The sequence below is a fragment of the Caballeronia sp. LZ029 genome, assembly GCF_031451275.1.
Classification (GTDB): Bacteria; Pseudomonadota; Gammaproteobacteria; order Burkholderiales; family Burkholderiaceae; genus Caballeronia; species Caballeronia jiangsuensis.
The window spans coordinates 1,174,918-1,195,337 of the sequence record NZ_JARUXO010000004.1 but is presented as its reverse complement, the minus strand read 5'-3'; the positions used below and the strand labels follow the sequence as shown (position 1 = coordinate 1,195,337).

16 protein-coding genes are annotated in these 20,420 nt (G+C 64.1%); 6 read left to right on the top strand and 10 right to left on the bottom strand.

Features of this window, described 5'->3' with window-relative positions; all coding sequences use genetic code 11:
* The first annotated feature begins 1 nt into the window (after position 1).
* Both QCE73_RS31510 and QCE73_RS31505 read left to right on the top strand, forming a co-directional pair.
* The gene (locus tag QCE73_RS31510; RefSeq protein WP_309884982.1) at positions 2-1,003 is read left to right on the top strand and encodes a sulfate ABC transporter substrate-binding protein; all 1,002 of its coding nucleotides are present in this window, start codon (positions 2-4) and stop codon (positions 1,001-1,003) included.
* Between the two features lie 131 nt (positions 1,004-1,134).
* Positions 1,135-2,430 (top strand): chloride channel protein, encoded by a 1,296-nt coding sequence (locus QCE73_RS31505; protein ID WP_309884981.1) that lies wholly within the window; start codon positions 1,135-1,137, stop codon positions 2,428-2,430.
* A gap of 38 nt (positions 2,431-2,468) precedes the next feature.
* Here the strand turns inward: QCE73_RS31505 and arsH are convergent, their stop codons facing one another.
* The 6 genes from arsH to QCE73_RS31475 all read right to left on the bottom strand — a co-directional run bounded on the left by arsH (position 2,469) and on the right by QCE73_RS31475 (position 10,383).
* Complete coding sequence (arsH, locus tag QCE73_RS31500) at positions 2,469-3,230, bottom strand: arsenical resistance protein ArsH (protein WP_309884980.1); 762 nt, start codon at positions 3,228-3,230, stop codon at positions 2,469-2,471.
* A gap of 15 nt (positions 3,231-3,245) precedes the next feature.
* Positions 3,246-4,307, bottom strand: coding sequence for an ACR3 family arsenite efflux transporter (arsB, locus tag QCE73_RS31495; RefSeq protein ID WP_309884979.1), 1,062 nt, complete (start codon positions 4,305-4,307; stop codon positions 3,246-3,248).
* On the bottom strand, positions 4,304-4,624 hold the full coding sequence (locus QCE73_RS31490) for a helix-turn-helix transcriptional regulator (protein WP_035507356.1): 321 nt from the start codon (positions 4,622-4,624) through the stop codon (positions 4,304-4,306). The genes arsB and QCE73_RS31490 overlap by 4 nt, the downstream gene beginning before the upstream one ends.
* A 76-nt stretch (positions 4,625-4,700) precedes the next feature.
* Positions 4,701-6,167, bottom strand: coding sequence for an efflux transporter outer membrane subunit (locus QCE73_RS31485; protein ID WP_309884978.1), 1,467 nt, complete (start codon positions 6,165-6,167; stop codon positions 4,701-4,703).
* Positions 6,164-9,286 carry an efflux RND transporter permease subunit gene (locus QCE73_RS31480; protein ID WP_309884977.1) on the bottom strand — a complete coding sequence of 1,041 codons (3,123 nt, stop codon included), beginning with the start codon at positions 9,284-9,286 and terminating at the stop codon, positions 6,164-6,166. The genes QCE73_RS31485 and QCE73_RS31480 overlap by 4 nt, the downstream gene beginning before the upstream one ends.
* Positions 9,283-10,383: an efflux RND transporter periplasmic adaptor subunit gene (locus tag QCE73_RS31475; protein WP_309885294.1), complete on the bottom strand. Its 1,101-nt coding sequence runs from the start codon at positions 10,381-10,383 to the stop codon at positions 9,283-9,285. Before QCE73_RS31475 ends, QCE73_RS31480 begins: the two co-directional genes overlap by 4 nt.
* 283 nt (positions 10,384-10,666) lie before the next feature.
* Here QCE73_RS31475 and QCE73_RS31470 point away from each other — a divergent pair, with 283 nt between their 5' ends.
* Positions 10,667-11,287, top strand: coding sequence for a TetR/AcrR family transcriptional regulator (locus tag QCE73_RS31470; protein WP_035507271.1), 621 nt, complete (start codon positions 10,667-10,669; stop codon positions 11,285-11,287).
* Positions 11,288-11,440: 153 nt separating this feature from the next.
* The gene (locus tag QCE73_RS31465; protein ID WP_309884976.1) at positions 11,441-13,792 is read left to right on the top strand and encodes a mechanosensitive ion channel family protein; all 2,352 of its coding nucleotides are present in this window, start codon (positions 11,441-11,443) and stop codon (positions 13,790-13,792) included.
* Here QCE73_RS31465 and QCE73_RS31460 read toward each other — a convergent pair whose 3' ends face one another.
* A complete protein-coding gene (locus QCE73_RS31460; protein WP_309884975.1) occupies positions 13,793-16,189 on the bottom strand; it encodes a phosphoketolase family protein in 2,397 nt (798 codons plus the stop codon). It lies immediately after the preceding gene.
* Positions 16,190-16,600: 411 nt separating this feature from the next.
* Between QCE73_RS31460 and QCE73_RS31455 the strand changes: the two genes are divergently transcribed.
* Together QCE73_RS31455 and QCE73_RS31450 are read left to right on the top strand one after the other, a co-directional pair.
* On the top strand, positions 16,601-16,960 hold the full coding sequence (locus QCE73_RS31455) for a hypothetical protein (RefSeq protein WP_309884974.1): 360 nt from the start codon (positions 16,601-16,603) through the stop codon (positions 16,958-16,960).
* Between the two features lie 118 nt (positions 16,961-17,078).
* Positions 17,079-18,257, top strand: coding sequence for a porin (locus QCE73_RS31450; RefSeq protein WP_309884973.1), 1,179 nt, complete (start codon positions 17,079-17,081; stop codon positions 18,255-18,257).
* 36 nt (positions 18,258-18,293) lie between these two features.
* Here QCE73_RS31450 and QCE73_RS31445 read toward each other — a convergent pair whose 3' ends face one another.
* The 3 genes from QCE73_RS31445 to QCE73_RS31435 all read right to left on the bottom strand — a co-directional run bounded on the left by QCE73_RS31445 (position 18,294) and on the right by QCE73_RS31435 (position 20,276).
* On the bottom strand, positions 18,294-19,037 hold the full coding sequence (locus QCE73_RS31445) for a hypothetical protein (protein ID WP_309884972.1): 744 nt from the start codon (positions 19,035-19,037) through the stop codon (positions 18,294-18,296).
* A gap of 89 nt (positions 19,038-19,126) precedes the next feature.
* Entirely contained in the window at positions 19,127-19,753 is a 627-nt protein-coding gene (locus QCE73_RS31440; protein ID WP_309884971.1) for a superoxide dismutase, read from the bottom strand.
* A 31-nt stretch (positions 19,754-19,784) separates the two neighbouring features.
* On the bottom strand, positions 19,785-20,276 hold the full coding sequence (locus tag QCE73_RS31435; RefSeq protein WP_309884970.1) for a hypothetical protein: 492 nt from the start codon (positions 20,274-20,276) through the stop codon (positions 19,785-19,787).
* Positions 20,277-20,420: the final 144 nt, after the last annotated feature.

Sequence of the window (20,420 nt, the reverse complement as noted above, 5' to 3'; positions counted from 1 at the left end):
AATGGCGGTCTATAACAAGCTGGTCATCACCGTTGCGCTCGGCATCGCGGCAAGCGTCGCGCAGGCGGACACGACGCTGCTCAACGTGTCCTACGACGTGACGCGCGAGCTCTACAAGGACATCGACGCGGCCTTCGTCGCGGACTACAAGAAGAAGACCGGCGAGACGGTATCGGTGCGGCAGTCGCATGGCGCATCGAGCGCGCAGGCGTTGTCGGTGACGCAGGGGCTGCAGGCCGATGTCGTGACGATGAATCAGCCCAACGACATCGACCTGCTCGCCGAGCGCGGCCAGCTCGTGCCCGCCAACTGGCGCACCCGTCTGCCCGATGCCAGCGCGCCCTACACGACGACGATGGTCTTTCTCGTCCACAAGGGCAATCCGAAGAACATCAGGGACTGGAACGATCTCGCGCGGCCCGGCGTGCAGGCGGTGATCGCGAATCCGAAGACATCGGGCAACGGGCGCTACGCGTATCTCGCGGCGTGGGGCTACAAGAAGCAGCAGGGCGCATCCGACGCGCAGGTGCAGGACTTCGAGAAAGCCATCTTCAAAAACGTGCCCGTGCTCGATACGGGCGGTCGCGGCGCGACGACGACATTTACGCAGCGCGGCATCGGCGATGTGCTCGTCACGTTCGAGAACGAAGTCGGCCTGATGAGCGCGGGGCCGGGCGCGAAGGATTTCGAAGCGGTGTACCCGTCGGTGAGTCTGCTCGCGGAGCCGCCGGTATCGATCGTCGACAAGGTGGTGGACAAGCGCGGCACGCGCAAGGAAGCCCAGGCGTATCTCGACTTCCTTTACACGCCCGCGGCGCAGGAGATCATCGCGCAGCATCATCTGCGGCCGCGCAACGCGGACGTGCTCGCGAAGCATGCGGGCGAGTTCAGGCCGCTCAAGACCTTCACGGTCGAGCAGATGTTCGGAAGCTGGCAAAAGGCGCAGCAGACGCATTTCGCCGATGGCGGCACGTTCGATCAGGTCGTGGCGGACAAGAACTGATGCGGGCTTCGGTCTGACCATAGCGGCGGGATGCGAAACACATCCGTGCGTATCTATAATTCGATCCATCCCGCGAAGATGCGCGCGTTTGCCCCGCGCTACGCTATGCCTTTACCGTCAAGGTGAGCGCGATGCCGTCATCGACACCCGCCGTGAAGCTCATCGTCGTCACCGCGCTCGTCGGTTTGGGCGCGGGGCTCGGCGGCATGTCGCTGGCGCTCCTGCTGCACGCGATCCAGCACGTCGCGTTCGGCTACAGCCTCGACGAACTGACCGGCGGCGAGAGCTTTCTCATCGGCATTTCGGCCGCGCCGCCGGAACGCCGCTTCATCGTGCTGGCGTTGTGCGGCGTGATCGCGGGCGCCGGCTGGTGGTGCGTGTATCGCTTCGGCAAACCGCTCGTCAGCATCCGTCAGGCCATCGACGCCGACGATCCGCGCATGCCGCCCGCCACCACGCTCGCGCATACGCTCCTGCAGATCGTCACCGTGGCGATGGGTTCGCCGCTCGGACGCGAAGTCGCGCCGCGCGAGATCGGTTCGTTGTGGGCGGGATGGCTTGCGCACTATGCGGGCCTCACGCCGGCGCAATCGCGCATCATGGTGGCGTGCGGCGCGGGCGCGGGGCTTGCCGCGGTCTATAACGTGCCGCTCGGCGGCGCGGTCTTCGTGCTCGAAGTGCTGCTGTGCACATTCGACGCGACGATCATCGCGGCGGCCTTCGCCACCTCGGCGATCGGCGCGATCGTCGCGTGGATCGGACTCGGCGACGCGCAGCAGTATCGTCTGCCCGCCTTCACGCTCAACGCGCAACTCATCGTATGGGCCATCGTGATGGGGCCTGTCTTCGGCGCGGCCGCGCGGCTCTTCGTGAAGCTCACGAGCGCCGCGCGCAAGAAGGCGCCGCGCGGGCGCATGCTGCCCCTCTTGTCGATCCTGAACTTCGCGATGATCGGCGTGCTCGTCATCTATTTCCCGCAGCTCGCGGGCAACGGCAAAGGCCCCGCGGGTCTTTCGTTCGACGATTCCGTGAACTTCGCGCTCGCCGGCGTGCTGCTGGTGCTGAGAGTGACGATCGTCGTGACCTCGTTGCGCGCCGGCGCGCAGGGCGGTTTGCTCACGCCGGGCCTCGCGAACGGCGCATTGCTCGGCGTCGTGCTCGGCGGCGTATGGAGCGGCTTCTGGCCGGGCACGCCGCCCGGCGCATTCGCGGTCGTCGGCGCGGCGGCGTTCCTGGGCGCGTCGATGCAGATGCCGTTGACCGCGCTCGTGCTGATGATCGAGTTCACGCGCTTCAATCACGACTTCCTGATTCCAACCGCGCTTGCGATGACGGGCGCGACGCTCACCTATCGCGTGCTCGCGCAGGCTCGTATCGCGGAGCCGTCAACTGCGCCCGAGCAAACGCTTCAGCGTCTTCCCGATTGAGCGCATGAACGTCGCGATGACCGCGACCGGTCATTCGATCACTGCGCCTCGCTCTCGTCGGTGTCTTCATCGGCGATGGCTTCGTGATTCATGGCGGCCGCGGCCAGCGCACTCGCCTGTTCCGGCTGCGCTTCCTTGCGCTCGCTGTAGCGGCTCGTGAGGTAGTCGGACCGATCGCGCACGAGCAGCGTGAATTTGACGAGTTCCTCCATCACATCGACGACCCGATCGTAATAGGGCGACGGTTTCATCCGGCCGTTCTCGTCGAACTCCTGCCAGGCTTTGGCGACGGACGACTGGTTGGGGATCGTCACCATGCGCATCCAGCGGCCGAGCAGGCGAAGCGCATTCACGGCGTTGAAGGACTGCGATCCGCCGCACACCTGCATGACGGCGAGCGTGCGGCCCTGCGTCGGACGAACACCGGCGGATTCGAGCGGCAGCCAGTCGATCTGGTTCTTGAACACGGACGTGAGCGTGCCGTGACGCTCGGGGCTGCACCAGACCTGTCCCTCCGACCACTCCGAGAGCGCGCGCAGTTCGGCCACCTTGGGATGGTCGGCGGCCACGCTGTCGACCACGGGCAGGCCGTGAGAATCGAACACGCGTGTTTCGGCGCCGAACAATTGCAGCAGCCGCTCGGCTTCCAGCGTCAGAAAGCGGCTATACGAAGTCGGGCGCAACGAGCCGTATAACAACAGGATTCGCGGGGCATGCGTGCGGATCGAGCGCGGCTGGAGTTTGTCGCTGTCGGGAATGTCGACGTGCCCGGCGCTCAAGTTGGGGAGATTCGGAAGCATGTGTGTGGTGAACGGTCAGGCGGATTGATACCAGCGTTGCGAGCGATTGACGACGCCGACCACCAGCAGCATGACCGGCACTTCGATGAGCACGCCGACGACCGTCGCGAGCGCCGCGCCCGAATGAAAGCCGAACAGGCTGATCGCGGTGGCGACGGCGAGCTCGAAGAAATTGCTCGCGCCGATCAGGCTCGACGGACCGGCTATGCAGTGCGCGACGCGCAGACGGCGATTCAGCAAGTACGCAAGGCCCGAATTGAAGAACACCTGGATCAGGATCGGCACCGCGAGCATCGCAATGACGAGCGGCTCTCGAACGATCGCTTCGCCCTGAAAGCCGAACAGCAGCACGAGCGTCGCGAGCAGCGCGGCGATCGACCACGGACCCAGACGGGCGAGCGTGTGTTTGAAGAAGGCCTCACCGCGCGCCATCAGTCGCCTGCGCAGCCATTGGGCGAGCATGACTGGAACGATGATGTATAGCCCGACCGACACGAGCAGCGTTGCCCATGGCACCGTGATCGACGATAGCCCGAGCAGCAACGCCACCAGCGGAGCGAACGCGACGATCATGATCGCGTCGTTGAGCGCGACTTGCGAGAGCGTGAAGTACGGATCGCCCTTGCACAGTTGCGACCACACGAAGACCATCGCCGTGCAGGGCGCGGCCGCGAGCAGAATCAGGCCCGCGATATAGCTGTCGAGCTGATCGGCAGGCAGCCAGCCGGCGAATGCGTGACGCACGAAAATCCAGCCGAGCAGGGCCATCGAAAACGGCTTGACGAGCCAGTTCACGAACAAGGTCACGCCGATGCCGCGCCAGTGACGACCGACCTGCGCGAGCGCGGAGAAATCTATCCGGATGAGCATCGGAATGATCATCACCCAGATCAGCGCGCCCACGGGCAGGTTGACGTGCGCGATCTCCATGCGGCCGATCGTGTGAAAGAGCGGGGCAAAGACCTGACCCAGACCGATGCCGGTCACGATGCACAGCATCACCCAGACCGTCAGATATCGCTCGAAGAAACCGATGGCCGGCGTGGCCTTGTCGCGGGCGGCGTTCGTCGTGCTCATTTGCAGTCAGACCGGCCGCTCGCCGCGCAAGGCGCGCCCGCGCAGCAGTTTTCCGTCAGAAAGCCGATGAGCCCGGTCATGGCGTCGAAGTCGGCCGAGTAGAACACGAAGCGGCCGTCTTGCCGCGAACTCACGAGCCCGGCGTGCGAGAGGTCCTTGAGATGAAACGACAGGCTCGACGGCGCAAGGCCGACTTGCTGCGCGATTTCGCCGGCGGCGATGCCATCGGGTCCTGCGACCACCAGGGTTCTGAAGATCGCAAGGCGCGATTCATGAGCGAGCGCGCCGAGCGCGCGTACGACGAGGTTCGAGTCCATGACCGCAACCATAACCGATGAATTTCGACATTTCAACAAATATCGAAATAACCCTGGGTTGCGAATGGGCGTGGCGCTACCTGTGCGTCTCGCTATCCGCTCGCGCGACGCTCGAACCCGACGCGATGGGCGAGCCCATCGCCTGAAACAGCGCGGCGGTGTCGCTCAGGCGCGCACTGCTCGAGCGGATCGTCGAGAGGCGCGCGTTGAGGTACTGCTGTTCGCTGCCGCGCGCGGCGTGCGGCGGGATTGCGCCGAGCCGCACGCGCGCCGCCGCATCCGCCGATGCATCGCGTGCGGCGTTGCTCGCGCTGTCGGCGAAGGCGAGCGCTTCGCCGTCGGTTTCGAGCGAAGCCAGCGTATTCGCGACGTTCTGAAACGCCGAGAGCACGGTCTGCTTGTACTGCGCGACCGCGGCGTCATACATGGCGATGGCCGCGCGGCGTTGCGCGAGCAGCGCGCCGCCATGAAAGATCGGCTGCGACAGCGATGCGCCCACGCTCCACAACGCGCCCGCGCCCGACAGCGCGGTCGGCCAGTCGAAGCCGCCTTTGCCCATCGACGCGGATATCGACAGGCTCGGAAACAACTGCGCCGTCGCGACGCCGACCTGCGCGGCGGCCGCCTTCAATGCGGCATCGGCGGCCTGAATGTCGGGGCGCGTCTGCAACAACGCCGATGGCATGACGACCGGCACATCGGAGGGCACGGCGAGGCTCGCCAGATCGAGATCGTCGGGCGCCTGATCGGGCGTGCGTCCGAGCAGCACGGCGAGCGCGTGACGCGTCGCGAGCCATTGCGCGCGCAAGCCCGGCAATTGCGCCGCGAGCGACGCGGCGTTCTGCTGCGCGCTGAGCATGTCGGCGCGCGACAGGGAGCCGAGCGCATAGCGGCGCTGTGCGTCGTGCGCGTCGTCGTTGGCGAGCGCGACGAGGCGTTCGGTCACGTCGATCTGCGCATGCAATGCCGCCGCGCCGATCGCGCCCGTCACGATGTTGGCCGCGAGCGCGCGCCGTGCGGCATCGAGTTGAAAGGCCTGTTGATCGACCTGCGCGGCGAGCGCCGCATTCGCGAAACGCGCCGCGCCGAAGAGATCGAACGTGTATTGCGCCTGAATCTGGCCGACGAAAAGGTTATAGAGCACGGTCGGCGGGCCGCCCTGGGGAATGCCCAAGCCGCGTTGCCGCGTCGCTTGCCCGCCTGCGTCGATCTGCGGGAACAGCGACGAACCGACCTGCGCGCGCAACTGTTCGCGTGCGGCGACGAGACTCTTGTCCGCCGCCGCGAGATTCGGGCTCGCGCGCAAGCCTTCATCGACGAGCGCATTCAACGGATCCGAGCGATACAGCTTCCACCATTCGGGCACGGGCGCCGCGTCCGCGACGAAGCGCTGCGACGCGCCTTCGGCCGTGACGCTCGCTTCCGCCTGCGGCTGCGCGCCGTAGTGCGCGGGCTGCGGCATCGCGGGCGGCTTGCCGTCGGGACCGAGCGCGCATGCACCGAGCGCGACGCACGCCGCAGTCATCAAAAGCCGGCGATTCATGACGATGCTCCTTCGCGTTCGTCGAGCTTCACGCGAAACCACGCGGCATAGAGCGCGGGCAGATAGAAAAGGGTGAGCACGGTCGCGCTCGTGATGCCGCCCATCAGCGCGGTCGCCATCGGGCCGAAGAAGTTGCTGCGCAGAAGCGGAATCAGCGCGAGCACGGCGGCTGCGGCCGTCAGCGTGATGGGCCGGAAACGCCGCACCGTCGCGCCGATGATCGCATCGAAGCGTTTGTGCCCCGATGCGATGTCCTGCTCGATCTGATCGACGAGAATCACCGAGTTGCGCATGATGATGCCGAACATCGCGATTACGCCGAGCATCGCGACGAAACCGAACGGCTTGCCGAACGCGAGCAGCGTCACGACCACGCCGATCAACCCGAGCGGTGCGGTGAGCACGACCATCATCACGCGCGAGAAGCTCTGCAACTGGATCATCAGAAGCGTCAGCACGACGATCACCATCACCGGAATCTGCGCATTGATCGACGCCTGACCCTTGCCGCTTTCCTCGACCGGTCCGCCCACTTCGATGCGATAGCCGACCGGCAATGCACGGCGAATCTCGTCGAGCTTCTTGTCGATGGCCTGGGTCACGTCGATGCCCTGCGCGTCGCCCTTCACGTCCGACTGCACGGTGATGGTCGGCTGGCGGTCGCGTTCCCAGATCACGCCGTATTCGAGCGTATCGACGACGCGTCCCAGCGCGGAGAGCGGCACCGGTCCGTGCGGCGTCGGCATCGCGAGCGTCGCGAGTCGCGCCGGATCGACGCGCTCGGCACGCGGCGCACGCAAATCGACGCTGATGAGCTTGTCGCGCTCGCGATACTGCGTGACCGTGGTGCCGGTCAGCGTCATCGCGAGAAAGCTCGCGATATCCTGCGACGAGACGCCCGCATCGCGCGCCTTCTGCTGATCGATCTCGAAGCGCACCGAACGCTCGGAAGGTTCGTCCCAGTCGAACTGCACGTTGGTCGTGCGCGAGTCGGCGCGCATGTCGGCGGAAACCTGCTCGGCGACGTGACGCACCGTGCCGATATCGTCGCCGCTCACGCGAAACTGCACCGGATAGCCGACAGGCGGCCCGTTCTCCAGACGCGACAGACGCGTGCGTATGGCAGGGAAGCGCTCGCGCAACATCGGATCGAGCCAGCGCGCCAGCGCTTCGCGCGCTTCGACCGACTTCGCGGTGACGACGAACTGCGCGAAGTTCGGCGTCGGCAATTGCTGATCAAGCGGCAGATAGAAGCGCGGCGCGCCGGTGCCGACGAAGCTCACGACATGATCGATTTCGTCACGGCCCTTCAGCGCTTCTTCCAGCCGCTTCGCTTCGCGCAAGGTCGCTTCGAACGATGCGCCTTCCTGCAATCTCACGTCGATCAGCAGTTCGGGGCGATCCGAGCTCGGGAAGAACTGTTGCGGCACGAGCGTGAAGCCGGCCATCGCGATGACGAAGAGCACGACCGTGATCGCGAGCACGACGAAGCGGCGCTTCACGCACCAGCCGACCCAGCGGCGCAGGCGTCCGTAGAACTTCGTGTCGTAGATATCGTGTTCGTGATCGTCGGGCAGATGCGCTTCTTTTTTCCGCTCGGGCAGGAGCTTGTAGCCGAGCAACGGGATCAGCACGACTGCCGCGAGCCACGATGCGATCAGCGCGATCGCCGACACTTCGAAGATCGAGCGCGTGTATTCGCCGGTGCTCGATTTCGCGAGCGCGATCGGCAGAAAACCCGCGACGGTGACGAGCGTGCCGGTCAGCATCGGGAACGCGGTGCTCGTGTAGGCGAACGCGGCGGCGCGCGCGCGGCTCCAGCCCTGTTCGAGCTTCACGGCCATCATTTCGACGGCGATGATCGCGTCATCGACGAGCAATCCCAGCGCAAGGATCAGCGTGCCGAGCGATACCTTGTGCAGGCCGATATCGAACAGATACATGAAGAGCGCGGTGACGGCGAGCACGATGGGAATCGAGATCACGACCACCATGCCGGTGCGCACGCCGAGCGACACGAGACTCACGATCAGCACGATGACGACCGCTTCGGCGACTGCTTCGAGAAAGTCGTCCACCGAATGCGAGACCGCGTGCGGCATGCTGGACACTTCGGTGAGCTTCAGTCCCGCGGGCAGTTGCGCGCGCAGCTTGATCATCGATTCGTCGAGCGACTTGCCGAGACGCACGACGTCTTCGCCCGGCTGCATCGTGACGCCGATGCCGAGCACGGGCGTGCCCGCCGAGCGCATCTGCGTGGCGGGCGGATCGATGTAGCCGCGCTTGATCGTCGCGATGTCACCGAGGCGGAACGAGCGGCCGTTCACGGTGACGAGCGTATCGGCGAGCGCGTCCACGCTCGTGAACTGCCCGCTCGGGCGCACGAACACGCGATCGTTGGGCGTCGTCAGAACGCCCGCGGTCGAGACGGCGTTCTGTCCGTCGATGGCCTGCGCGATCTGCTGCGGCGAGATGTTCAGGCGCGTGAGCGTCGTGTTGGGACTCTCGACATAGATGCGCTCTTCCTGGTCGCCGAAGTAATCGACCTTCGCGACGCCCGGCACGCGCAGCAGAACCGTGCGCAAGGCATCGGCGTAATCGTGCAGTTGCGCGGGCGAGAAGCCGTCGCCTTCGAGCGCGTAGATGTTGGTGTAGACATCGCCGAATTCATCGTTGAAGAACGGGCCTTGCGCACCGGGCGGCAAGGTCGCGGCGATATCGCCCACTTTCTTGCGGATCTGATACCACTCCTCCGGCACGTCCTTCGCGGGCGCGGAGTCCTTCATCTGAAAGAAGATGAGCGACTCGCCGGGGCGCGAATAGCTGCGCATGAAATCCGTGTACGGCGTTTCCTGCAACTTGCGCGCGATGCGGTCCGTCACTTCCTCCTGCACCTGACGCGCGGTGGCGCCCGGCCAGAACGTGCGAATGACCATCACGCGGAAGGTGAAGGGCGGATCTTCCGATTGCGCGAGCCGCGTATAGGCGAGGATGCCGAAGATCGTCGACATCGCGATGAGAAATACGACGAGCGCGCGATGCCGCAGCGCCCATGCCGAGAGATTGAAGCGGCCTTCTTCGTGGCGATGCGCGTTGTCGTCTTCGCGAATGTCGCTCATGACGCGAAGTCCTCGGGATGCAGCGGCGCAACGACGCGCACTTTCTCGCCCGCGGACACCGTATGCACGCCTTGCCATACGATGCGCTCGCCCGCTTCGATGCCGCTCGCGAGCGTCACCGTGCGCTCGCCGTAGCGCGCGACTTCGACGCGCCTCAGTTCGAGCGCATCGCCCGGCTGCTTGACGATCCACACGGCGGGATGGCCGTTGTCGTGGAACAGCGCCGTCGATGGAATCGTGAACGCGCCTTTCGCGCCATTCGGTGCGGCGAACGCGATGTCCGCCGTCATGCCGAGGCGCACGTCGGGCGTCGGCGCTTCGAGCGTGAGCTTCGCGCGCCAGGTGCGGCTCTGGGTATCGGCGGCGGGCGAGAGCTCGCGCACGCGCGCCTTGAAGGTCCGCCCCGGCAATGCCGCGAGCTTCACATTCGCTTCCTTGCCCACGGCGAACGCGCCGAGCGCGGCTTCGGGCACGTCGCAGATCGCGTCGATATCGCCGCTCCAGGCGAGCGTATAGACGGCCTGGCCCGAGGTCACATTCTGGCCGGTGTCGGCCTGCTCGGCGGTGATGACGCCCGCGTGATCGGCGGTGAGTGTCGCGTAGCGCAACTGATCGGCGGAAAGTCCCGCCTGCTGCTGCGCCTGATTGCGCTGCGCGAGCGCGGACGCGTAGGCGTTCTGCGTCTGTTCGAGTTGCGCGGGCGCGATGAGATTTTCCGCGGCCTGCGCGCGATCGCGGTCGAGCTGCTGCTTCGCATAGACGAGCTGATGCTCGGCGGCGTCGAGCTGCGCGCGGGCGCTCGCGCTGTTCTTCTCGGCATCGGCGGGATCGAGCCGGGCGACGACTTGCCCGGCCTTCACGCTGTCGCCGAGGCGCACGCGCCGCTCGAGAATCTTGCCGTTGATGCGAAAGGAAAGCGGCGTCGAATAACGCGACTGAATCTGTCCGGGCAGGCTGGATGCGCTCGCGTGTCCGTCCGCTTGCGCCGCGACGGCGACGACCGGACGCGGCGCGGGTGCGGGCGCTTCATGCCGCTTGCAGGCGACGAGCGTTACACAGACGATCGGAACGAATGCCGCGCGCGCCACGACCGACATGGCTGAGTGGAAGAGCTTCACGAGAACCTCGGCGCCCGCAAGGGCATGGTGCCGCGCACCTCGCAACGACTGCGCGCGGCTCATGGGCGAAGCAAGGAAAAAGGTGACCCGGCGGGCAATTTCGAGAAACGAGCGAAAGCGGGGCAGATCGATGCGTCGACCTGACAACCCCGTCCGGCAAGGGTTTCGACGACCCGGACGCGAATACGAAATGAATTCTAATACACACTTGTATCTGAATGCAAAGCCGGATTTGTAAGCCGCGCGATGCTACACTTTGCGCATGAAACCTGTACGTCTCACCCGCGAGCAGAGTCGTGATCAGACGCGTCAGCGCCTGCTCGACGCTGCCCAGGCGGTTTTCACCCAGAAGGGATTCGGCGCATCGAGCGTCGAGGATGTGGCCGCCGACGCGGGCTACACGCGCGGCGCGTTCTATTCGAATTTTTCGAGCAAGGCCGAGTTGCTGCTCGAAGTGCTCAAGCGCGATCACGACACCATCATGCAGCGCCTCTCCACGCTGTTCGAAGATGGCCAGGCTTCGCGCGCCGACATGGAAGCGCGCGTGCTGCAGTATTACAGCGAGTGCTACCAGAACAACGCGTGCTTTCTGCTGTGGGTCGAAGCGAAGCTGCACGCGAGCCGCGACGCGAAATTCCGCGCGAGCTTCAATGCGTTGATGCGCGAGCTGCGGCAGACCACGACCGACTACATCAGGGCATTCTCCGAGCGCGTCGGCACGCCGCTCACGATGCCGCCGGAACAGATGGCGCTCGGCCTCATCGCGCTATGCGACGGCGTGCAGTTCTTCTATTCGTCCGACCCGCAATCTGTGCCCGCGCAATTCGCCGAGGACGTGCTCGCGCAGTTCTTCAGGCGTGTCGTGCTGAGCGCCGCCGACTAAGCGGCGTTTGATCGCCGGCGATCCGCATTGCCGGTGGCACGCATCTGGCCGATAAGCTACTCTTTGCGCGAGAGCCGGCGAGGCCGCGCTCGTGGTGTTTCGAGTTCGTTTGCAATCTCGCGAAACGGGGATGTCACGCCGGAGGGAATCTCCATGGGCGCATTCAGGCGGCGCATCGAAGTGGGGCACGTCCTGACTGACGCTCGCGCGTGGATGATCGCGCTCGGCATCTTCATCGGATGTGCGGCATGGGTGTCGTCCGTGATGGCCGCGCCTCTGCCCGCCGCGATGCAAAAGTTCATCGCGCCTCCGGCCTCCGAAGCGCCGGCCGCTTCCGCGCCTTCGCCCGCGAGTCAGGCGGAAATGGTGCGGTCGCTGAACAGTCTCATCGGCACGCTCGACAACGATGCGCAACGCAGCGCGTTCGTCGCGCAACTGAAGGTGCTGCGCGACGCGACGCAGAAAGCCGTTCCGGCTACGCCCACGCCCAAGCCCGCCAATGCCGATCTGCTCGGCGCGATCGCATCGGGGATAGCATCGGTCGAAACGAATCTCGGCGATAGCCTCACGCCGGTGCGTGTCTGGAGCGCGCGCTCAGCCGCTGCCGCCAGCGAGTTGCAGGCCGTCGTCACGGGCGAACGAGGCGAGTCGTCCGGGCGCATCGTCGCCGGCATGGGCGCGACGCTTGCGGTCTGGGGGCTGTGCGCGTTCGTGCTGATACGCGTTCAGCGGCATGTTTTCGCGCGCTATGGCAAGGCGGTCACGCTCGCGCCGAATCCGTCGTCGGTCCAACTGCTCGCCTTCGCCGTGCGGCAGACCGGGCCCTGGCTTGTCGCATTCATCGCGGTGCTGGTCTTCGTGCGCACGATGCCCGATATGCTCGGCCGCACGCTCGGGCTCGTCATCGCTTATGCGATCGTCGCGGGTTCGATCTTCTCGGCAATCTGCCTGATCGTGTTCTCGGTGTTCAGCACCGCGCATCGCCGGGTCGCCGTGCAGCAACTGCTTGCGCGCACGCCCTGGCCGCTCTTCGCGATCGGTGCATGCGGCGCGCTCGGCGATGCCGCCGCCAACGCCGATGTCACGCGCCAGCTCGGTCCGAATCTCGCGGGCATCGTGTCGATCTTCGCCAGTCTCGCCGCGGCGTTGCTCTCAGGCTATTTCGCGCTCGCTTACCGGCGGCCCATCACGCATCTGATTCGCAATCGTCCGTATTCGCGCAGGCGCGATCATCAGTTCGCGACGGAAGCGCTCGATATCCTCGCGTCGCTATGGCATATCCCGATACTGCTGATCGCGGTGGCGTCGGTCGTCGCGATCATCGACGGGCGCGGCGCGGAAGGCGACGTGCTGCGGCCCTCGCTGCTGAGCGCGGCGCTGCTCGTGCTCACGCTGTTCGCTTCCGCGCTGCTGCTGCATCTGACACGCCGCCGCGACACGCGGGCGCGCCGCCGCGCGCCGCATCTGACGCGGCTCCTGCACTTCGGCTGCACGCTCGTCGTGCTGCTGATCTGGCTCGCCTATCTGCGTTTCGAGCTGGAACTCTGGAGCGGACCGATCGCGCGGCTCATCAAGCACAGCGCGATGACGCCCGGCTTCAGGCACGCGCTGATCGCGGTCGTCGCGACGGTGTTCGGCGCGTGGTTCATCTGGATCGTCATCGACACCATCATTCTCGAAGCGCTCGGCCCGAACAGCTCGCGCAACAAGGCGCTCAGTCCCGGCGTGCGCGCGCGCACGATGCTGCCGCTCGTGCGCAACGCGATCTTCGTGACGGTCGCGAGCCTCGCGGCCATCGTCGCGGCGGCGAGTCTCGGCATCAATCTGACGCCGCTGCTCGCCGGCGCGGGCGTGATCGGTCTCGCGGTCGGTTTCGGCGCGAAGTCGCTCGTCACGGATCTGATCACGGGACTCTTCATCATCGTCGAGGAGACGATCTCGGTCGGCGACTGGATCGATATCGACGGACATGCCGGCACCGTGATGGATCTCACGATCCGCACCGTTCGTCTGCGCGATGGACAAGGCGCGGTTCACACCATTCCGTTCTCGCAGATCAAGATCGTGAAGAACCTGTCGCGCGATTTCGCCAATGCGGTGTTCGAAGTCCGCGTGCCGTTCTCCGCGAAACTGGACGACATCACGCGCATGATCGTGGAAGTCAGCGCCGATCTGAGCAGTGACTTTCGCTTTCGCAACGAGATACTCGCGCCGGTCGAAGTGTTCGGCCTCGATCGCTTCGAAGCGAACTGCATCGTGGTGAAAGGGCAGATCAAGACCCGCCCGTTGCAGCAATGGAGCGTGGCGCGCGCGTTCAACGCGAGGCTCAAGCTCAAGATGGACGAAGCCGGCATCGAGATGATGTTGCCGCAGATGCAGCTTCATGCGTCGCCGCTGGATCGCGACGCACGCGCACGCCCCGACGAGCGCGCGCAGACGGAGGCCCGGCATGCGGCGGACGGCGCCGCGCAGCCGGAACTCCGTGTGCTCAAGGAATCGCCCTGATCAGAACGGCCATACCCATTCCGCGATTTCCGGTTTGTCGGTGCCGTGCGTATGCGCGTATTCGAGGTGACGGATGATCGCGTTCTTCATGTCTTCCCTTAAATGCGCGGTCCTTGCCTGCAATCGGGGCACGCGGTCGAGCACGTCGATCACGAGATTGAAGCGATCGACCTGATTGAGAATCGCGAGTTCGAGCGGCGTGTTGATGTTGCCTTTTTCCTTATAGCCGCGCACGTGCAGATTCTCGTGATTGTGGAAGCGATACGCGAGCTTGTGAATCAGCCACGGATAACCGTGAAAGTTGAAGATCACGGGCTTGTCGAGCGTGAAGAGGCTATCGAATTCACGTGGGCTCGATCCGTGCGGATGCTCGGTGTCGGGCTGCATCTTGAAGAGATCGACCACGTTCACGAAGCGCAGCTTCAGTTCGGGCAGACGCTCGCGCAGAATCGCGGCCGCGGCCAGTGCTTCCTGCGTCGCGACATCGCCGCAGGAAGCGAGGACGACGTCGGGCTCTTCGCCTTCATCGGTGCTCGCGCGCCGCCACACGCCGATGCCTTTGGCGCAATGCACGATCGCTTCGTCGATGGTCGCGAACTGCAGATGCTTCTGCTTGTCCGCGACAATGATGTTGATGCAATCGGTCGAGCGCAGGCATTGATCGGCCACCACGAGCAGCGTGTTGGCATCGGGCGGGAGATACACGCGCGTGACGGAAGGGCTCTTGTTCGTGACGAGATCGATGAAGCCGGGGTCCTGATGCGAAAAGCCGTTGTGGTCCTGCCGCCATACGGTGGATGACAGCAAGATGGTTTCCGAGGAAACCGATGCGCGCCACGGCACATGGTTCTTGCAGATATCGAGCCATTTCGCATGCTGGTTGAACATCGAATCGATGACATGCGCGAAGGCTTCGTAAGTGTGGAAGAAGCCGTGCCGCCCTGACAGCAGATAACCTTCGAGCCAGCCGAGCAGCGTGTGCTCCGAAAGCATTTCCATCACGCGGCCGTCGCGCGACAGCTCGCCGCCGTCCTCGTCTTCGGGAAGAAGATCGGCCATCCAGACTTTCTTGCTGACTTCATAGATGGCCTGAAGGCGGTTCGATGCCGTTTCGTCGGGGCCGAATACGCGGAACGTGTTCATGTTGCAACGCATGACGTCGCGCAGGAAAGCGCCGAGCGGGCGCGTGTTCTCATAGAGAATCTTCCCGGCCTGTCCGACATCGACGGCATAGTCGCGGAAATCGGGCAGCTTCAGTTCCTTGCGCAACACGCCGCCGTTCGCATGCGGATTCGCGCTCATGCGCCGCGTGCCCTTGGGGGCGATCGCCCTGATTTCTTCGCGCAGCCGGCCGGTTTCGTCGAAGAGTTCTTCGGGCTTGTAGCTCTGCATCCAGCGTTCGAGCACGGCGAGATTCGCGGGGTTGCTATGCACGTCCGAGAACGGCACCTGATGCGCGCGCCACGAGCCTTCGACCTTGTGGCCGTTGATCTCCTTGGGACCGGTCCAGCCCTTCGGCGTGCGCAGGACGATCATTGGCCAGCGCGGCCGCTCGACGTGCTTATCCTTGCGCGCTTTCTCTCTTATCGCGTGGATATCGGCGATGGCGGCATCGAGCGTTTCCGCCATCTTCTTGTGCATCTCCTCATGGTCCGATCCTTCCACGAAATACGGCCGATACCCGTAGCCGACGAACAGCGCCTCCAGTTCCTGATGACTGATGCGCGCGAGGATCGTCGGATTGGCGATCTTGTAGCCGTTCAGGTTCAGGATCGGCAGCACGGCGCCATCGCGTGCTGGATTGATGAACTTGTTCGAATGCCACGCCGTCGCGAGCGGGCCGGTTTCGGCTTCGCCGTCGCCGACGACGCACGCGACGATCAAATCGGGGTTGTCGAGCACGGCGCCATACGCATGAGACAGGCTATAGCCCAGTTCGCCGCCTTCGTGAATCGATCCCGGCGTTTCGGGCGTCACATGCGAGCCGATGTGTCCGGGAAAGGAAAACTGCTTGAAGAACTTCTGCATGCCCTCGGCGTCTTCGCTCTTGTCCGGATAGACCTCGGCGTACGTGCCTTCGAGATAGGCGGGGCCGAGCACGCCCGGCGCGCCGTGACCGGGTCCGGCCATGAAGATCACGTCGATGTCTTCGCGCCTGATGACGCGATTCATATGCGCCCACACGAACGACAGCGCCGGACTCGCGCCCCAGTGCCCGAGCAGGCGGTGCTTCACGTGCTCGGATTTCAGCGGCTCGCGCAGCAGCGGATTCTCCGTGAGAAAGATCATGCCCGCCGAGAGATAGTTACACGCGCGCCACCATGCATCGACGAGGCGAAGTTCTTCGCCTTCGAGCGCGGAAGATTGCGACGTGCCATTCCGGGAGTGCTTGCTCATTACAAAGGCTCCTTTCAGTGAAGGTTCATCGTCAATCGCTCATGCGCGCGAATGATGTGATTTTGGAAAACGCGTGCGCGGATCGCGGGACGCTCTTCAAGATAGTTGCTGCGCGAGCACTTGTGAAACGAGTCGTGCAAATCGGACGAAGTTATTTCGATTCCCGGCATGATCGGGCGCGATTCGCAAAAGCTTCGCTTCCGTGTCATCCGCGAGACATTATTTCTCCGATGGCGTCATTGACAGACAATGCGCCGTCAAATGAATTAAAATGATTTAAGAACGCGGGGCTTTCATATCACCGTAGCGTTTCGCGGGCATTCGATGACACGCCATATCCGTAGATATTGGGTCGCCGGCATCGTGGCTTTTCTAGTCGGCAACTTTGCGTCAGCCAGTGAGCAAACTCGTTTGAATCCCATTCAGCGAGTGGCGGCGAGCGTTCTCTTCTTTCCCTATCCGGCCATCATTTCGACCGCGGACGCCCATGCGGCCGCCGGGCCTCGTCATCCGCGATATCTCTTCAAAGGCACGCTCGACGCGCTCGACGCCGTTACGTTGTCGAAATACGACAGAAACGTGCATCCTGATCTGAGTCAACTCGCCCGCGTTTCGCCGCTGCCGCCATCGCCGACTTCGGTCCCCGTTCCGGTGCGTCCGCGCGACGACATCACGCCTGACGACGACTGGCATTTCTCCGCCAATCCGCAACTTGGCGTGAATCACGAGCACGAAAAGGCCATGACTTTTTCGGTGCGCCACGATTTCTGAGCGTCGGCGTGGCTTTACGATCAAGAGCAAAAAATTGAGGTTGCAGGTTGCCGATTCGGTCGCTTAAAGTTGGTGAAGCGGAGGGTGTATTTTCCCGACATCGATGGAGCCTAGGCAAATGAACAAGTTGCTTATAACCGGCGCGACGACGATGCTCACGCTTGCCGGCACGGCCCAGGCGCAAAGCAGCGTCACGCTCTACGGTCTCATCGACGCCGGCATCACCTATTCGAACAGCCAGATCAACACGACCGGCAGCGGGCACAGCAACTGGGAACTGAAAAGCGGCCCGGTCCAGTACAGCCGATGGGGCCTGCGCGGCGCGGAAGATCTGGGCGCCGGATTGAAAGCCATCTTCAATCTGGAAAGCGGCTTCAATCTGAACGACGGCCAGTACACGTCGAGTAACCGGATCTTCAATCGCCAGGCGTATGTCGGTTTGTCGAGCCGCGATTACGGCGTGCTCACGTTCGGCCGTCAGACCGATGACATGGTGGATTTCGTCGCGCCGCTTTCATTGACGGGCACGGAATACGGCGGCACGCACTTCGCGCATCCATTCGATATCGATAACCTCAACGATTCATTCCAGATCAATAACGCCGTGAAGTATCAGAGCCCGGATTTCGCGGGTTTCAAGCTCGGCGCGTTATATGGTTTCTCCAATCAGGCTGCCGGCTTTTCGAACAATCGCGCTTACAGCCTCGGCATTTCGTATCTGTGGGGACCGCTCAACTTCGGCGCCGGATTCCTGCAGCTCAACAGCGACGCCGCGACGCCGGGACAACTCAACGCGAACGGCGCCGTCACCGATACGACGGGTTCATCGCTGCTCGGCGTGCTCACGACTCAGCCGGTCCCGCTTGGCGCGCTGTCGAGCCGTCAGCAGACCTGGGGCGCGGGCGTGAACTATGCGTTCGGGCCAGCGGTGGCGGGCATCGTCTATACGCAAACCAACCTGACGCAGTTGTTCCAGACCGGTTTGAGCACGCACGTTCAGAACTTCGAAGGGAATCTGCGTTACGCGTTGACGCCGGCGGTCGAACTCTCCGCGGCGTACACGTATTCGCGCGCGGGCGGCCTCGCGGGCGCGGGCAATCCGCACTGGAACCAGGTCAGTGCGATGGCCGGCTACAGCTTCTCGCGCCGCACCGATGTCTATGTGCAAGGCGTGTGGCAAGGCGTGAGCGCGGGCAGCAATTCGCCACTGGGTGTCGCATGGATCAACGGCCTCACGGCGCCGTCATCCACGAGCAACCAGGTCGAAGCGACGGTCGGCTTGCGGCATCGCTTCTGAGCGTCGCGCCCGGCTGCGCGGTATCGTCGAGCTTCTTCAGGCTGCGCGAGTCGTTGCCTGAGGGCGCGTGAGCAGACGATCCGGAGTGGGCCGAACGGCTGCGTCGATCGCGTATGAGAGCGGCATCGTCGGCGGTGCGTGTTCGGCCTGAACATCGTGCCGATGCCGGTATTTGCGCCCCCATCCGGTCACCGGCACAGCGCGCTCGTCGGTGCAGAAGTTTTCGAATTCGCGCCACGCCTCTTCGTAGTCGCCTTCGCGTGCGAGCTCGAACTGATTTCCGCCCGTCGCGCACGATGCAAGGTTCATGAATCGCTTCAATATGGGCCGGCATGCATGACTGATGTACGGGTCGGCTTCCTCTCTCGGCCATTCGGTCGCGGCGATGAGCATCTGACGCCATGCCAGAATGGTCTCGTTGCAGGCATTGCATTGCGCGTCGCCCTGAATGAGTGCGCTCGCTTCGAGAACGGCGGTCGCGTGCTCTTCGAATTTCGAAAGCTTGATCCAGGCCGCGCGGGCGAGGGCATCCGGTTTGCCTTCGTCGGAATCGATGAGCGCGCCGTTGCTATCCGACGGCGGCTCCAGCCTCATAACAATGCCTTCTTCGTGCAGCATGACGCGCACGCCGAAATCGGCGACGAGCATCGCGAGGCGGCATCCCCAGCGCATGCTCATGTCGTGGAGCCACGTTTCGTCGGAAGTTCGAAGCGCCGCGGCGATTTCCTCGCGCGCGTCGGCGAGCCATCGGCTTTGCGCAACTCCGTCTGCTGACTTCATGGCGTCATCTCGATGCGAGCGGAAGTGCCTAGCTTAACTCGCTCGACCGAAGTGCGCGTGACTTCAGCCGCCACCGATGAACCTATCGCCTATTCGCCGCGCGCCTCGGCATAGCGGCGCGACACTTCCGCCCAGTCGATCACGTTGTAGAACGCCGCGATGTACTCCGGCCTGCGGTTCTCGTACTTCAGGTAGTACGCGTGTTCCCAGACATCGAGGCCGAGAATCGGCGTATTGCCCGACGCGATGCCTTTCATCAGCGGACTGTCCTGATTGCCGGTGCTTTCGATCGCGAGCTTGCCCTGCCTGTCGACGTTGAGCCACGCCCAGCCGCTGCCGAAGCGCGTGAGCGCGGCTTTGGTGAAGGCTTCCTTGAAGGCGTCGAAGCCGCCGAGGTCCTTGTCGATCGCATCGGCCAGTTCGCCTTCCGGCTTGCCGCCGCCGTCGGGCGACATGATCGTCCAGAAGAGGCTGTGGTTCGCGTGGCCGCCGCCGTTGTTGCGCACGGGCAGGCGCAGCGCTTCGGGCAGCGCGTCGATCTGCGCGATGAGCGTCTCGACGGCCACATCCCGATGATCCGATTTCTCCAGCGCCGCATTCAGGTTGTTCACGTACGTCTGATGATGTTTCGTGTGATGAACTTCCATCGTGCGCGCATCGATGTGCGGTTCCAGCGCGTCGAAAGCATAGGACAGGGGAGGCAGGGTGTAAGGCATCGTGATTCTCCTTTCGGATCGGTGGACGGGATCAGTGCCGTGCGGCGCTCGCGCCATGAAGCGCGGCGTCGGCATCGGCGATTGCGCGCGTAACGAGCGGATGCGGCCCGTGCCGCGAGATGTGGCGGATCAGCGCGACATACGTTTCGCGGCTGTGACGCAGCGCGGTTTGCCTAAGGGACGCGGGCCGAGCGGCGTCGATAGACAGCGCGATCAACGCTTCATGTGCGCGGCAGAGAACCGGGGCGGCCGCGTCCGGATCGCCTAGAGCGACGCGAAGATCGGCGAGATTGAGATGCGAGACGACGAGCGCGGCGAGACAATCGTCGGCGCGTCCGGCGGGCGGCGCGTCGATCAGGCATTGCGCGATCGCGAGCGCCCGTTCGTAGCCGCCGAGCGCCAGCGCGGGTTGTCCGTCACGCTCGGCTTTCACGGCTTGCCGCATCGCGGCTTCCCATAACGGCAGGCTCGGCGTGTCCGAAACCGGCTTGTCCGCGGCAAAGTCCGCAATCTGCTGATGCATGGCGAGGGCTCCTGTTCCTTCGCCCTTTGCGTCGACGGATGCCTGCGTACTCGGGTTGCTTAATGATAACCATTATCATTTGAGCTTGCCAACCACGTCGTCGGCGTGGACATGCGGACGTGATTGGCCTCTACTTAGGCATTT

Excerpts from the sequence above, each read along its gene's own strand:
- QCE73_RS31510 (WP_309884982.1), top strand. The coding sequence starts at position 2 with ATGGCGGTCTATAACAAGCTGGTCATCACCGTTGCGCTCGGCATCGCG.
- QCE73_RS31505 (WP_309884981.1), top strand. The coding sequence starts at position 1,135 with ATGCCGTCATCGACACCCGCCGTGAAGCTCATCGTCGTCACCGCGCTC.
- arsH (WP_309884980.1), bottom strand. The coding sequence starts at position 3,230 with ATGCTTCCGAATCTCCCCAACTTGAGCGCCGGGCACGTCGACATTCCC.
- arsB (WP_309884979.1), bottom strand. The coding sequence starts at position 4,307 with ATGAGCACGACGAACGCCGCCCGCGACAAGGCCACGCCGGCCATCGGT.
- QCE73_RS31490 (WP_035507356.1), bottom strand. The coding sequence starts at position 4,624 with ATGGACTCGAACCTCGTCGTACGCGCGCTCGGCGCGCTCGCTCATGAA.
- QCE73_RS31485 (WP_309884978.1), bottom strand. The coding sequence starts at position 6,167 with ATGAATCGCCGGCTTTTGATGACTGCGGCGTGCGTCGCGCTCGGTGCA.
- QCE73_RS31480 (WP_309884977.1), bottom strand. The coding sequence starts at position 9,286 with ATGAGCGACATTCGCGAAGACGACAACGCGCATCGCCACGAAGAAGGC.
- QCE73_RS31475 (WP_309885294.1), bottom strand. The coding sequence starts at position 10,383 with ATGTCGGTCGTGGCGCGCGCGGCATTCGTTCCGATCGTCTGTGTAACG.
- QCE73_RS31470 (WP_035507271.1), top strand. The coding sequence starts at position 10,667 with ATGAAACCTGTACGTCTCACCCGCGAGCAGAGTCGTGATCAGACGCGT.
- QCE73_RS31465 (WP_309884976.1), top strand. The coding sequence starts at position 11,441 with ATGGGCGCATTCAGGCGGCGCATCGAAGTGGGGCACGTCCTGACTGAC.
- QCE73_RS31460 (WP_309884975.1), bottom strand. The coding sequence starts at position 16,189 with ATGAGCAAGCACTCCCGGAATGGCACGTCGCAATCTTCCGCGCTCGAA.
- QCE73_RS31450 (WP_309884973.1), top strand. The coding sequence starts at position 17,079 with ATGAACAAGTTGCTTATAACCGGCGCGACGACGATGCTCACGCTTGCC.
- QCE73_RS31445 (WP_309884972.1), bottom strand. The coding sequence starts at position 19,037 with ATGAAGTCAGCAGACGGAGTTGCGCAAAGCCGATGGCTCGCCGACGCG.
- QCE73_RS31440 (WP_309884971.1), bottom strand. The coding sequence starts at position 19,753 with ATGCCTTACACCCTGCCTCCCCTGTCCTATGCTTTCGACGCGCTGGAA.
- QCE73_RS31435 (WP_309884970.1), bottom strand. The coding sequence starts at position 20,276 with ATGCATCAGCAGATTGCGGACTTTGCCGCGGACAAGCCGGTTTCGGAC.